This is a genomic window from Niallia sp. FSL W8-0177 (assembly GCF_038006285.1).
GTDB classification, from domain to species: domain Bacteria; phylum Bacillota; class Bacilli; order Bacillales; family Cytobacillaceae; genus Niallia; species Niallia circulans_A.
In genome coordinates this window covers 4,563,902-4,577,496 of sequence record NZ_JBBOUX010000001.1, presented here as the reverse complement: position 1 = coordinate 4,577,496, position 13,595 = coordinate 4,563,902, and the positions used below count along the sequence as shown (strand labels likewise).

The 13,595-nt window shown below is 36.6% G+C and carries 15 protein-coding genes; 7 read left to right on the top strand and 8 right to left on the bottom strand.

Annotated elements, in window-relative coordinates:
• Positions 1-7: 7 nt before the first annotated feature.
• Complete coding sequence (locus NST77_RS22350) at positions 8-1,057, bottom strand: FAD:protein FMN transferase (protein WP_095331155.1); 1,050 nt, start codon at positions 1,055-1,057, stop codon at positions 8-10.
• Between the two features lie 410 nt (positions 1,058-1,467).
• On the opposite strand from NST77_RS22350, the gene NST77_RS22345 reads away from it, so the two are divergent.
• From NST77_RS22345 to NST77_RS22335, 3 genes are all read left to right on the top strand, one after another.
• Positions 1,468-3,339 (top strand): FAD-dependent oxidoreductase, encoded by a 1,872-nt coding sequence (locus NST77_RS22345; RefSeq protein ID WP_341123580.1) that lies wholly within the window; start codon positions 1,468-1,470, stop codon positions 3,337-3,339.
• A 323-nt stretch (positions 3,340-3,662) separates the two neighbouring features.
• Positions 3,663-4,202 (top strand): Gx transporter family protein, encoded by a 540-nt coding sequence (locus NST77_RS22340; protein ID WP_095331159.1) that lies wholly within the window; start codon positions 3,663-3,665, stop codon positions 4,200-4,202.
• A 15-nt stretch (positions 4,203-4,217) separates the two neighbouring features.
• A complete protein-coding gene (locus NST77_RS22335; protein ID WP_341123579.1) occupies positions 4,218-5,198 on the top strand; it encodes a polyprenyl synthetase family protein in 981 nt (326 codons plus the stop codon).
• A gap of 73 nt (positions 5,199-5,271) precedes the next feature.
• Here the strand turns inward: NST77_RS22335 and NST77_RS22330 are convergent, their stop codons facing one another.
• From NST77_RS22330 to NST77_RS22315, 4 genes are all read right to left on the bottom strand, one after another.
• Positions 5,272-5,505 (bottom strand): hypothetical protein, encoded by a 234-nt coding sequence (locus tag NST77_RS22330; protein ID WP_095331163.1) that lies wholly within the window; start codon positions 5,503-5,505, stop codon positions 5,272-5,274.
• Complete coding sequence (locus NST77_RS22325; protein ID WP_095331165.1) at positions 5,502-5,666, bottom strand: YvrJ family protein; 165 nt, start codon at positions 5,664-5,666, stop codon at positions 5,502-5,504. Before NST77_RS22325 ends, NST77_RS22330 begins: the two co-directional genes overlap by 4 nt.
• A complete protein-coding gene (locus NST77_RS22320) occupies positions 5,657-6,271 on the bottom strand; it encodes a hypothetical protein (protein WP_095331167.1) in 615 nt (204 codons plus the stop codon). The genes NST77_RS22325 and NST77_RS22320 overlap by 10 nt, the downstream gene beginning before the upstream one ends.
• Before the next feature lie 158 nt (positions 6,272-6,429).
• On the bottom strand, positions 6,430-6,858 hold the full coding sequence (locus NST77_RS22315) for a hypothetical protein (RefSeq protein WP_204259841.1): 429 nt from the start codon (positions 6,856-6,858) through the stop codon (positions 6,430-6,432).
• Positions 6,859-7,007: 149 nt separating this feature from the next.
• On the opposite strand from NST77_RS22315, the gene NST77_RS22310 reads away from it, so the two are divergent.
• The 4 genes from NST77_RS22310 to NST77_RS22295 all read left to right on the top strand — a co-directional run bounded on the left by NST77_RS22310 (position 7,008) and on the right by NST77_RS22295 (position 10,190).
• A complete protein-coding gene (locus tag NST77_RS22310) occupies positions 7,008-7,895 on the top strand; it encodes a dihydrodipicolinate synthase family protein (RefSeq protein WP_095331171.1) in 888 nt (295 codons plus the stop codon).
• Positions 7,895-8,686 carry a molybdate ABC transporter substrate-binding protein gene (gene modA / locus NST77_RS22305; RefSeq protein WP_171509228.1) on the top strand — a complete coding sequence of 264 codons (792 nt, stop codon included), beginning with the start codon at positions 7,895-7,897 and terminating at the stop codon, positions 8,684-8,686. The genes NST77_RS22310 and modA overlap by 1 nt, the downstream gene beginning before the upstream one ends.
• Positions 8,667-9,347 (top strand): molybdate ABC transporter permease subunit, encoded by a 681-nt coding sequence (gene modB / locus NST77_RS22300; protein ID WP_341123577.1) that lies wholly within the window; start codon positions 8,667-8,669, stop codon positions 9,345-9,347. The genes modA and modB overlap by 20 nt, the downstream gene beginning before the upstream one ends.
• 153 nt (positions 9,348-9,500) lie before the next feature.
• Positions 9,501-10,190: a metal-dependent hydrolase gene (locus tag NST77_RS22295; RefSeq protein ID WP_123260080.1), complete on the top strand. Its 690-nt coding sequence runs from the start codon at positions 9,501-9,503 to the stop codon at positions 10,188-10,190.
• 450 nt (positions 10,191-10,640) lie between these two features.
• On the opposite strand, the gene trhO is transcribed toward NST77_RS22295, so the two are convergent.
• The 3 genes from trhO to NST77_RS22280 form a co-directional block, all read right to left on the bottom strand.
• A complete protein-coding gene (trhO, locus tag NST77_RS22290) occupies positions 10,641-11,609 on the bottom strand; it encodes an oxygen-dependent tRNA uridine(34) hydroxylase TrhO (RefSeq protein WP_249879398.1) in 969 nt (322 codons plus the stop codon).
• A gap of 326 nt (positions 11,610-11,935) precedes the next feature.
• A complete protein-coding gene (locus tag NST77_RS22285; protein ID WP_341123576.1) occupies positions 11,936-12,175 on the bottom strand; it encodes a hypothetical protein in 240 nt (79 codons plus the stop codon).
• Positions 12,176-12,206: 31 nt separating this feature from the next.
• The gene (locus tag NST77_RS22280) at positions 12,207-13,535 is read right to left on the bottom strand and encodes a PTS sugar transporter subunit IIC (RefSeq protein WP_047944690.1); all 1,329 of its coding nucleotides are present in this window, start codon (positions 13,533-13,535) and stop codon (positions 12,207-12,209) included.
• Between the last annotated feature and the right edge of the window lie 60 nt (positions 13,536-13,595).

Sequence of the window (13,595 nt, the reverse complement as noted above, 5' to 3'; positions counted from 1 at the left end):
CTTCTCTTTATTCATTTGCTAATTTAAATTTCTCATTTGTTAAAGTAAATTTACCTTTTAGACCGGAAGTTAAATAAACCTCTTTATCCTTGGTTACAAAGATGGCCTCTATTCCCTCCATTTTTTCTACCGCCTTTAACCCTTCTTCTATCCCTTTTATAAATATGGTTGTTGAATATCCGTCTCCATCAAATGATTTATCAGAAACAATCGTAATCCCCGCAACTTCATTATTGACAGAATAGCCATTTTTAGGGCTGAGAATATGATGGTATTTTACTCCATCCACCTCTAAATACCGCTCATATATCCCAGAAGTAACGATCGAAGTATTCGTTTCCTCCATTTTCCCCACCATTTCACCTCTATCGGAAAATGGATCTTGAACTCCTACTTCCCACGGCTTTCCAGAAGGATTTGTTCCTTTTACATAAATGTTTCCTCCTAAATCAACAATCGCAGATTCTACCTTATTATCATTTAATACTTTTATAACTTCGTCTGTAATAAACCCTTTGGCAATTCCCCCTAAATCCAGCATCATTCCTTGTTCCGGCAAAAATACCGTTTGCTTTTCTTCATTTAATTCTATCTTTGTATAGTTGATCAATGGGAGAACAGCATCAATTTCTGATTGTGTTGGCTTTTTCTCGTCCGGGAATCCAATATGCCATAAATTAGTTAATGGTCCAATCGTAATATCAAAGTCTCCTCCTGAGTACCCACTATATTTTTTACCAGCTTTCACTAAACGGTAAATATCTTCTGGGACCTGGACTGGATTCCGACCAGCATTTTCATTTATTTCATCAACAATCGACCCATCTTCATTTACTGTGATTTGGCTTGCCAATAACTCTATTCGATCAAATGCTTTATCCAATACAGCTTCCTTGTCTTTATCATAGATTTTAATCGTGACAACTGTCCCCATTAAAAATTCCGTTCTTTTATACGGATTACTATTTACCATTTCGTCCGATTCCTTTTGTTTTCCACATCCTATTAATAAAAGGAGGGAAAGAAAAAGAATCATAGCGAATTTGAATTTATTCATTAAAATCATCCCTTCTATGAATATCACATTTCAATTGTTTTATCATGTCTCTAAATACAAACAAGTGTTTAAATTCTTGACCATGTGAATTTATTCACATTTATAACACCGTCATTTTATCATTGCTTTCTGCCACTGTCTATCGACTTTTTAGTGGACAAAACCCTATAAAATAGCTGATTTACGGAATAATCATTGTCTTAATAGTGTTTATCAGCATCTCCTTTAAATATGGAGAATTTATGACAAAAATCCGCTATTTATAAATGTTTCGAAAATGTGAACAATCAAAATTTTAAATTGTAGACATTCTATGAAGTCCATAGACAGATAAAAACCACATTGTTATATTAAAATTGTTCAAAACTTCACAAATAAGCATTTAACAATTAAGGGAGTGAATAGGAAGAATGGACAAGAAAAATATTGTCATAATCGGAGCAGGTTATGCGGGGGTTCATGCCGCAAAAAAGCTTGCTAAAAAGTATAAAAAAGATGATTCGGTTTCCATTACACTTATAGATAGACATTCCTATCATACAATGATGACTGAATTACATGAGGTTGCTGCGCATAGAGTAGAACCAGATGCTATTCAATTTGATTTACGTCGTTTATTTAATCGTACAAAGGTTAATTTGGTTACAGACAATGTGAAACATGTTGATTATCAAAGTAAAGTAGTTACAACTGAACACGGCCAATTTGCCTTCGATTATCTCATCCTAGGAATGGGCGGCGAACCAAATGACTTTGGTACGCCCGGAGTACAAGAAAATGGCTTTACCCTTTGGTCTTGGGAAGATGCTGTTAAACTAAGAGAACATATTGAAAAAATTGTTCGTAAAGCTGCTCATGTTCATGATGAAGCAACAAGAAAGGCAATGCTTACCTTTACTGTATGTGGTTCAGGCTTCACAGGAATCGAAATGGTTGGGGAACTGATTGAATGGAAAGAAAGATTAGCAAAAGACAATAAGCTAGATGCAGAGGATATTACTTTATATGTGGTTGAAGCTGCTCCTACTATATTAAATATGCTAGAACGCAGAGATGCCGATAAAGCAGAAAGCTATATGGTAAAAAAGGGAGTTAAAATCTTAAAAAGCTCCCCAATCGTCGAAGTAAAAGAAGACGCTATCGTATTAAAATCAGGCGAAGAGCTTCCAACTTACACTCTTATTTGGACAGCAGGAGTTCGCGCTAATTCGGATACAAAAGATTACGGCATGTCAGCTGGAAGAGCAGGCCGCTTAAAAGTTAATGCTCATATGGAATCTGAAGACTACAAAGATGTCTATGTAGTCGGTGACTTAGCCTATTTTGAAGAAGAGCCTGGAAAACCAACTCCACAAATTGTAGAAGCGGCCGAACAAACTGCTATGACTGCAGCAAAGAATATTATTGCAGAAATCAGTGGCGGTGAAAAGGAAAAATATGAAGGTAAATACCATGGGGTTATGGTTTCTATCGGAGCAAGATACGGTGTTGCAAATTTAAGCGGCATGCATTTAAGCGGCTGGTTTGCAAATTTCATGAAGCATATGGTTAATCTATATTATTTCTTTGGTATTAGAAGCGGCTATTATATGTACCAATATGTGATGCATGAATTTTTCCACACAAAAGATAAACGTAATATTTTCCGTGATTTCTTAACCCGCTATGGCAATGTTCTTTGGAGCTTACCTTTACGTGTATTTGTCGCAGGTTTCTGGATTGTAGAAGCATGTGCGAAGCTTTGGGGAGAATCGACATGGAGAGATTCTATTTCCAGCTGGTCAAAGGTTCCAAACTTATTTAATGGTCTTGGAGACGATTCATGGTTAACTGCTACAAGTGTCAAAATGCCTTTTGAGTGGCTGCAAACTGCTACAAGTGGGGCAAGTGAAGCTGCTACTTCTACTGACTTTGCAACCCCGATATTAAATAAAATGCCATTCTGGTTTGAGTGGATTATGAAAATTATGCTTCCAACTCCAGAAGTCGCACTATTTATGCAAAAAATGATGATATTTATTGAGTTAGCAATTGGATTAGCCATTCTTGCCGGTTTATTCACATGGTTAGCAAATGCTGCAAGTGCTGGATTCCTAGTAATGTTTACACTTACTGCAATGCTTGGCTGGGATAAAGTTTGGGCATTGCCAGCTTCTATTGCTTTAATGAATGGGTCTGGTCGTACATTTGGATTAGATTATTGGGTTGTTCCTTTCCTTCAAAGAAAATTGGGCGACTGGTGGTATGGTAAAGAACGAGCGATCTATAAAGACTATAAATAATAAAAGGTTTGCTAGAAACATAGGGAATTAAAGCCCCCTGTTTCTAGCAGCTTTTGAATCAGTAAAGGAGAAAAAAGAAGCTAGTGGATTTATATTCTTTGATCTTTTCTTAAACCTTAAACTTTTAAATCAATAGATTGTCTTCCACTTTAGGATGCTTGTTCCAATCAATCTATTTAACAATAAGATTAGTTATAGAATAAAGAATCTACCATACTTCATTCTTTTTTGCCCTATACTGATTAATAGGAATCAGTATTTATTTAACCTACAACCAACTTACTTATGGTAATAATTAAATCGCAAGAATGGAAGTTGAGAAGATGACAAAAAATCAACGCCTTGTATATATAGCACTGCTTGCTTCCCAAGCGGTAATTATCAGCTTATTAGAACGGGCTATCCCATTTCCCTTTGCATTTGCTCCAGGAGCGAAGCTTGGATTAGCAAATATTATCACCTGCTTAGCCTTATATACACTTCCCACAAAAGATGCCTTTAAAGTGGTCGCAATTCGGCTCTGTCTCGCCACCTTATTAGGAGGGACACTTTCTACTTTTATGTATAGTGCCAGTGGAGCCCTTTTAAGCTTTATCGGCATGTGGGGTGTAAAGCAACTTGGAACAAAACGAATTAGCTTAATTGGTGTTAGTACAACTGGAGCCATTTTTCATAATATTGGTCAATTAGCCATTGCAAGCTTTGTTGCGCAAACATGGACTGTATTCTTATATTTACCTATTCTATCTTTTATCGGTATCCTATCAGGAATAGCAATAGGAATACTAGCCAACTATTTAATCACACATGTAGAAAAACTACAGTTTTATAGAGATTTATCGGAAATAAACGAATCTAGATAGGAAAGAGGTTAAACTATGCGTGTACATCAAATGTGGGATACGTATCCAGAATTAAAAAATGACTTGTCAAAAGTACTTCAATTAATTGAAAGCAATATTCGTGTTCGTGATAAAGTAGTTGAAAAAACGATTAAGGATTTAATTAATTCCGGTGGCAAGCTACTTAGACCTGCCTATTCCCTACTTTGTTCACAAATAGGTCCGTCTAAAGATAAAAATCGTGCAATAGCAGTGGCAGCAGCGTTGGAAACCTTGCATATGGCGACGCTGATTCATGACGATGTTATTGATGAATCGCCAACACGACATAACATTCCAACCATTCATACTCATAATGGAAATAAGTTTGCCATCTATGCGGGTGATTATTTATTCTGTGTTTGTTTTACCATTTTATCTAAGTACGCAACATCTCTTTCCCATTTAGAATTTAATGCCCGAAGCATGGAAAAAATCTTAAGTGGGGAATTAGATCAATTAAACGCTCGATACCAATCTACTGTTACGGTGAAAAAATATTTAGCAAGAGTATCCGGAAAAACAGCCCAGCTTTTTGCCGTAAGCTGCTATTCTGGTGCGGTTGAAAGTGAAGCAAGCAGACCACTCGCCATGAATGCTTGGAATATGGGGCATTATATTGGGATGGCTTTTCAAATAATGGACGATATTCTCGATTATAAAGGAGATTCCCAAACATTAGGAAAGCCTGTGATGGCAGATATTAAACAAGGTCACTATAATTTACCACTTATCTATGCAATCCAAGCAAATCCGCATGAGCTGATTCCTATATTAGATAAAAAAGAAGCCTTGACTAACGAAGATCTGGCACAGCTTTCTAAACTTATCGCTAAATATAAAGGAGTAGAAAAAGCAGAGCTCCTTGCTAAAAAATATACAGAGAAAGCAATTAAACAACTAAATAAATTACCTGATGGGGATTACAAAAACCGTCTTTTTGAAATTACGCTTAGCTTATTAAATAGGAATGTGTAATGCGTATGGTAAAAATCCGGTCCAACTCTGCATGCTGCTTGTCACTTGTTGGACTCGGATTTTTTAATAGCTGTCATTCTCTATTATGCTTATCTTTAAATTCCCAAAAGCCTGGAATACTGTCTAGGTCATATTGATAGGTAGATTGTATAAGCATTAATTTCAGCTCTTGTGAAAGATCTGCCATATCATTTGGGCTTGTTCTTTTTGTTAATTTATTTACCTTTGGTTCGAACAACTTTATTAGCTCATGGAGCATTTCCGGATCTGCCTTTGCCCTTTTTACCATCGTATACATATCGGTCATTTTTCCTTTTCCTTTCGCTCGTTTTCCTGAGTTTCCTTCCATTCCTTCAGTAGCTGATCCATTTTTTTATCTAATCTTAGCAGAACAAATAAAGATAAAGTTAGTGGAAAACCAAAATTGCTAATCATTGTCATCCATTGCGTCATATCTACTAATTCCATCTACCTTCCTCCTTATTATTGATAAATGAAAGAATACGTTTTAAAGCCGCTTTTCTTGTTTTTGAAACATATTGTTGAGACGTTCGAATTCTCCGGGCAATTTCTGTATCCGTAAATTTATAAAGATAGGCATAGGTAAGGATCTTACGTTGGGAAGAAGTCAAGCTCAGAACGGCTGAATAGATTGTTTTATTTGAAATATATTCCTCCATCTCAGACCATAGTGCCTCCTTCTCGACTATTGCTTCTATTTCAGCCTCTTTATCATTTAGATTAATATCCTTTTCTCCTCCCTCTTCCTTCTCGGTCAGTATTAATGGAAATCGTTTTTGATACATGGATAAGTTTTTATTAAAATTTATGGTACTGTACTCCATCGAAGAAGTGATATACGAAGTAAACCGAATGGTAAAGAAATGCTTTTTAAAAGATTCATCCACCTTTTCTTTATTTTCCTTTGTCGGACATTCTAGCGCTTTTTTTAACAGGTGAACATTGTCCTTTTTCTGCAAAAAACTCTTTACAATTGGATTGCTTAATAATGATTTATTTTCCTCTAAAAATGCGGTAAAAGCTTCTGATTGAGAAGAACGGCATTCTTTCATCCTTTCGACCTCCCAAAAGGAACATATGTTCTGTTTTTGTTGTAAAAAAAGGGACTAATCTTCATTAGCCTCTTTTGCCTATATGTTATCTTTACCTCCTTCTATATATATAAAGAAAGATTTTATGTAAAAATAACAACCACTTGTCCCATTTTCATTTAATCGATTACAAATAACTTTACATCAAAGATAACATTGTCTTGATTTTCTTCCAATACGACAATAGTCCAGTTTTTGGCTAATATCTTTGTAAATTGCTGAAAGGATTCCTTCGGCAATGTAATAGTTCCAATTGATTCGCCGCAGTCCTCATAGTCTCTTCCCTCTACTAATTGATATTTCAATAGTATAAGCCTTTTTAACGTTCCCTTAGTCAAAAAGGTTATTTCATAATCATCTTGCATAATCGCTTTGACGCTAGCTTTATTGTCTTTATAATAGGAAAAAAGCGTCTGCCAATCTGGCAAGCCATTTCCACAGTTCTGAAAGAACGCAAAATCTTCTGTTTCGAGAGCTTTGCTAACCGCCTCTTCCTTAAATCCCTTTGCTTTCACTTGCTCCAGCATAATTGCAAAATTAAGTGCCACTCTCATCATAAAACTTCTACTCCCTTCCCCACTTCATATTGATTTCATCCCAAGAAAAAGATAAATTGATAGAAAGACTTCATTAGACAGCTTTCTGTACCATTATCTGAATAGTTTAAGTATAATCTATTTTGAAAGGAGTTAGGAAAATGATTACACAAAATCCATTTGTTTCATATAGTGTTGCAATGGTAACCCCCTTTGATCAAAGGGAAAAGCTTTCGCAAACCGGCATCTATTCATTAATAGATTACTATAAACAGAATCATGTCCCGGCACTGCTTATTAGTGGATCAACAGGGGAACAGCATTCCATGACAATCGAAGAAAGACAGATTCTCTATCGGGAGGTAAAGTCCGCAGGGAAAGATGCTTTTCTTCTCATTGGTGGAGTTGCTGCTGTAAGAACGACAGATACCATTCGACTGGCGGAAGCTGCTCAAAAAGAAGGATTAGATGGAATAATGCTTGGCTTTCCTCCTTATTTACGTATTAATCAAAAAGAAGCTGCAGCATATGTTGAACAAGTTTGCGCAGTTACCAATTTACCCATCTTGCTTTACAATAATCCTTCCCGTACTGGATTTAACCTGGAATTAAATACTCTCTATCGTTTAGTAGAGAAACATCCCCAAATAAAAGGGTTAAAGGAAGCTGGAAATCCCGACAATGCTCTTATCCTCCAAAAAGAGCTTGGTTCATCCTTCTCGGTCTTAACCGGTACAGATTTATACCTTTTAGACCATTTGCGCAACGGATATGATGGAATTACTAGTATAATAGGAAATATTTTCCCACAGGAAATACAACAAATTGTTCAATTGATAAAATCACAAAAATGGGAATTGGCGAAAAAACAGTTCTCCAAATTGCTACCAACGATACATACTATTCTAGAAATAGGTGCACTGCGTGCTATTAAATATCTATTATCTGAAAGCAACATAGAAGCAGGTATTTGTAGAAAGCCATTATCCACTTTGAATAAACAAGAACAGAAAACCCTAATGGAGGTTTGGCAAAAAGGAGAGGCATGATGAAAAAACACTTCCAACCTATTATGCTCTTGATTACGATATTGATTTTAGCTTCTTGCAGCGATAATCATGGGCAATCAGCAGCATCTAAACAAGAACCTATTTCCATAACCATCTCTGCTGCTGCCAGCATGCAAGATGCGTTAGAGTCAATCAAGGAGAAATTCGAAAAGGAGCATCCAGATATTACCCTAACTTTTAATTTTGGTTCATCTGGAGCATTGCAGCAGCAAATTTCCCAGGGAGCTCCAGTCGATTTATTTCTTTCTGCAGCAAAGGATAAGATGGCCCTTTTAATAAAGGGTGGCTTCATTAGTGAATCCGATCATACGAACTTAGTTAAGAATAATTTAGTATTAATCACCAATAAACAGTCTGACACTACTATCAATAACTTTGCAGATTTAGAAACATTGGATAAAGAAAAAATCGCTATCGGTATACCCAAATCCGTTCCAGCAGGAAATTATGCAAAAGAAACACTGCAATCCCTGCATATATGGGAAAAGGTCCAAGAAAATATCGTTCCTGCAAAGGATGTGCGCCAAGTTCTATCTTATGTAGAAACAAATAATGTAGCAGCAGGCATTGTTTATGGAACCGATGCAAAGACTTCTGATGCTGTTCAAGTAGCAGCAATTGCGGATGAAGCAAGTCATTCTCCCATTGTTTACCCTCTTGGCATCATCAAAGACAGTAAGCATTATCAGGCAGCTAAAGTTTTTTATGACTATTTGCAAACACCCATTAGTTTAGAGGTTTTTAAAGAAAATGGATTTATTGTTAACTAAAGAGGATTGGAGTAACTTTTGGCCTCCCATTTCTCTTTCCTTGCAAGTGTCACTCATCGCCACTGTCTGCGTCATTGTTTCGGGAATAATTCTTTCCGCTTTATTAGCGAGAAAAAAATTTAAAGGAAAGGTATTGCTAGAAACCTGTTTGTTACTGCCAATTGTTCTTCCCCCAACAGTTACTGGCTTTTTATTGCTCGTTGTCTTTGGGCGCAATAGTATCATTGGAAAAGGAATCGAATGGCTTTTTCATCAACCAATTATTTTTACATGGTGGGCTGCGGTAATTGCAGCATTTATTGTGTCTTTTCCTTTAATGTATCAATCGGCAAAGGCTGGGTTTATTCAGATTGATCGCTCGATTGAAGAGGCGGCACGTGTCGATGGGGCAAATGAGTGGAAAATTTTAACATCTATTTCTATTCCACTAGCCTCCCACTCGCTTATATCTGGAAGCATCCTTAGCTTTGCCAGAGGATTAGGAGAATTTGGTGCAACTTTGATGTTTGCCGGTAATATCCCAGGAAAAACACAGACACTACCTACTGCTATTTATGTCGCCATCGAAACTGGCAATATGAGAATGGCTTGGATTTGGGTAATAACCATCACCATTATTTCTTTTATTATGCTAGCTTTATGTCAGCCGAAACAACAATAGCCTTTCTCGTCTTTGCGCATTCCCTTACAAGTTAGTGTCAATACTGATTTCAGAGAAATAGACAAGCATATCATTTGGTATTTTTCCTTTCTCTGCTTTAATCTAAAATGGACAATAATCCACCTATGTGGAATTTTAAGGAGATGATTTTGCATGAAAATTACTTATCATGGTCAATCCACTATTGAAATTAGTACAGAAGGAAAGTCTTTAATTATTGACCCGTTTATTAGTGGCAACCCTTCTGCTGTTACAAAAGTAGAAGAAGTGAAAGTGGATGCTGTTTTACTGACACATGCACATATGGATCATATTCTCGATGCGGCACCAATCGCCAAAGCAAATAATGCTCCAGTTGTTGCTAACCCTGAATTAGCTGCTTATATGTCCTGGCAAGGTGTAGAAACAATTGGTATGAATATCGGCGGAACAGTCGATCTAGGCTTTGCTAAAGCAAAAATGACGCATGCATTCCACAGTTCCGGGATTATTGATGAGGAAAATAAAAATATCTTATATGGCGGAATGCCAGGTGGATATATTATTGAGGCAGAAGGGAAAACCATCCATCATGCCGGAGACACTGGACTTTTCAGTGATATGAAGATGATTGGAGATCGACACCCATTAGATGTTGTCTTTCTACCAATTGGAGACCATTTTACAATGGGACCCGAAGATGCGCTGCAAGCAGCCGAATGGTATCAAGCAAAACTAATTATTCCCATCCACTACAATACATTCCCTGTAATTGAGCAAGACGCTAAAGCGTTTGTAACTAAGCTTGAAGAACTTGGTTTGAAAGGGAAGGTATTAGAATTAGGTGAAACATTCGAATTGTAAGAAAAGCATTGTGCTAGAGTACACATCAAATTAGCAATTTTGAAACGTTGCAGACAAACTTGGTTTGTCTGCAATGAATATGAAGTGGGGAAATGAGGTTAATATCGCATAAATACGTGGGATATTAGCCTCTTTTCATTTTTATTAGCAGAAGACTATTGCTTTATCAATCAAGTTTTCCTTTTATCAGCCAAACTGGAGTAGATATCAGGCAAAATTTGATTTTATCAGCCAAACTGGTGCACTTATCAGCCAATCTTTGATTTTATCAGCCAATCTGGTGCACTTATCAGCCAATCTCCGGTTTTTTCAGCCAAACTGGTGCACTTATCAGCCAATCTCCGGTTTTTTCAGCCAATCTGGTGCACTTATCAGCCAAAACCCCATTTTTTCAGCCAAACCTCTGTCAAACTAAAAAAGGCCGCCCGCAAACGGACAGCCTTTCCTATTTTACATTACTTTGCTTTCTTCTTCCCATTGAGCAATTTCTTTTACTCTTGCTTCCACTTGCTCTTGTGTTAGTCCATGTTGCTTTACATAGAAGTTTCTTGGATGGGTGCGGCACTCATGGCTGCAGCTTCTCATATATTTCTCTTCATTTTCTTCACTGCAAAGCATTTTACGGTTACACTCTGGGTTTGCACAGTTTACATATCTTTCACATGGCTCCCCAGTAAAGAAGTCACGTCCTACAATCACATGTTCTTTTTGATTGACTGGCACACTAATTCTTTGGTCGAATACGTAGCATTGACCATCCCAAAGCTCTCCTTGTACTTCTGGGTCTTTTCCGTAAGTCACAATTCCACCATCTAATTGGCTTACATCTTCAAAGCCCTCTTTCATTAGCCAGCCAGAGAATTTCTCACATCTTACTCCACCAGTACAGTAAGTAAGAATCTTTTTACCTTCTAGTTTATCTTTATTTTCTTTTATCCATTGTGGCAGTTCTCTAAATGTTTCAATTTCTGGCTTAATCGCACCTCGGAAATGACCAAGATCATATTCATAATCATTACGAGCATCAATAACAATTGTTTCAGGATCTTGCATTTTCTCATAAAATTCTGCTGGCTTTAAGTGTTTACCAGTTAATTTAAGTGGATCTACATCGTCCTCTAAGCTTAAGTTAACTAATTCTTTTTTATGACGAACATGCATTTTCTTAAAAGCATGTCCATCTGCTTCATCAATTTTGAAAATAGTATCGCTGAAACGCGGATCCTGTCTCATTGCTTCGATATACTTGTCTGTTTGCTCTACCGTACCAGAAACTGTTCCATTAATCCCCTCGTGGGAAATTAGAATTCGACCTAATAATCCTAGTTCTTTACAAAAAGCTAAATGCTCTTTGGTTAATTCCTCCGGATTTTCAATCGGTACATATTTATAATAAAGTAATACTCGATATTCACTCATTGTTCAACACCCTATTCCTTCTAAAAATTATCTATTAATAACTATACACCAATTGTGTCAATAGTAAAAATCCATTGCTTATTTGTAAAATCGCAAACAAACAGAAAGAGACTTCACTCATCGAAATCTCCCCCTGCTTAAAAATAAAGTTAAAATAATTATAAGGTAATACGAGCTAAAAAGAAAGATGCAGATTTTACCTAGTATTAAAATTCCATTCTTTCGTAGCCTTTACATACTATCATAAAAAATACTATTAACTAACTCGAAAGTATAGCAAGGGATACTCCTTAAAGGAGTACCCCTTGTTTGACATTTTCTATTGATTATCCTTCTGTTATGGTCGTATGAAAATGGAGCGCACAACCATATTTAGACTGCTGAAATATTTTCTCTACATGGCGTATGGCAAGCTCCGCTGATAAAGATGTAACAACTACTAGCTCCGCTTTAATCTTGTTAATAACCTTTATGCTAGTTGTGAGGTAATCATCCTGGTAATTTTCAAAAACATCCCGGACATAATTTATTTGTCCACAGAAAAATTGAATAGTATATTGATTCATTTTTCTATCACTTTAAGCAGAAGCAGCCGAATCACTTTTTCTCCCCTCCATAACTTACGGCGTTTGCTTTATTTGCTGCCATAACGAATGGTATATACACCAGTGTAGAAACAGCCAAACAAACAAAACCAAGCAATAGCGCAATATAATTTCCACCTGTTCCAAGGAAAGCAATAAGCGGTCCTGGGGTAGTCCATGGAACGGAATACGCAATTGGCGGAATCAATCCTGATACAATCGCAACATATCCAATAATAATATTTATGGCTGGAACAAGAATAAATGGCACAATTAAAATTGGATTTAATACAACTGGTAAACCAAAAATAATTGGCTCATTTATATTAAATATCCCTGGTGCAAGCGAAAGTTTTCCGATATCTCTGTAATCCTGCCTTTTTGCTACAATAAAGATAGCAATAAGCAATCCCAGCGTCATCCCAGAACCACCATAGTTTGCAAAAGCATCATTAATTGCCCAAGTTACAGGATATGGCGCTCCCCAAGCTGTACCGTGCTCTGCGACGAAGTTAAGATTTTCTAAGCCTGCTTCTGCAAACATTGCTTCCCGTATAGCAGCAATGGTATTCGGGCCATGGATTCCAAAAACCCATAATAGGTTGGAAACTATCGCTAAAATAACTAAAGACACAATATTGGTGCCTAAACTCTTCAATGGAGTTTGAATCACTGCGTAAATAAATCCATGTAAGCCTTCTGGATAAACCGCATTTATTAAAGCGTTTGCAATAGCGAACACCACAGTAATAATTATAATAGGAAATAATACTTTAAAAGAACGAGAAACAGCCGGAGGTACAGAATCAGGCATGTTTATTTGCAATTTTTTGGACCTAGATAATCTACTAAAAAGCTCACCAACTAATAATCCCACAATTAAAGCAACAAATAGTCCTTGTGCTCCAACCCATTGAGTTGTTAAAAAGTTGGTTCCTTCTACATTGGTATATGGTGGATAAATAATGAAAAATACAGAAAGACCTGTCAGCCCACTTAATAATTCATCTGCTTTGAGTGAAATAGCCATATTTCTAGCAACAAGGAAGACGATAAACATAGATAAAATATTAACAGAGCCATTTAGCACAGGAGAAAAAACCGCTTGTAAATCAGCTAAATTGGGAAATAATTTATGCAAGAATAAGATCTTGGCGATGAATCCGTCTGGTGCTAAGACAGCAAAATTGAGCAATACAATTAATGAACCTGCAAGCGTAATAGGAAAAGATAGAATAAATGCATCGCGGATAGCAACGATATGCCTTTGTGAATTTAATTTTGCTGCAACTGGCACTAACGTTTTCTCCGCAAACTTTTCAAAGGCCGCCATAAAACCCATTATAATTCCCCCTAAATAAATATGTTATTTTTACATTGGAAAACTATTTTTGCAGGCTTC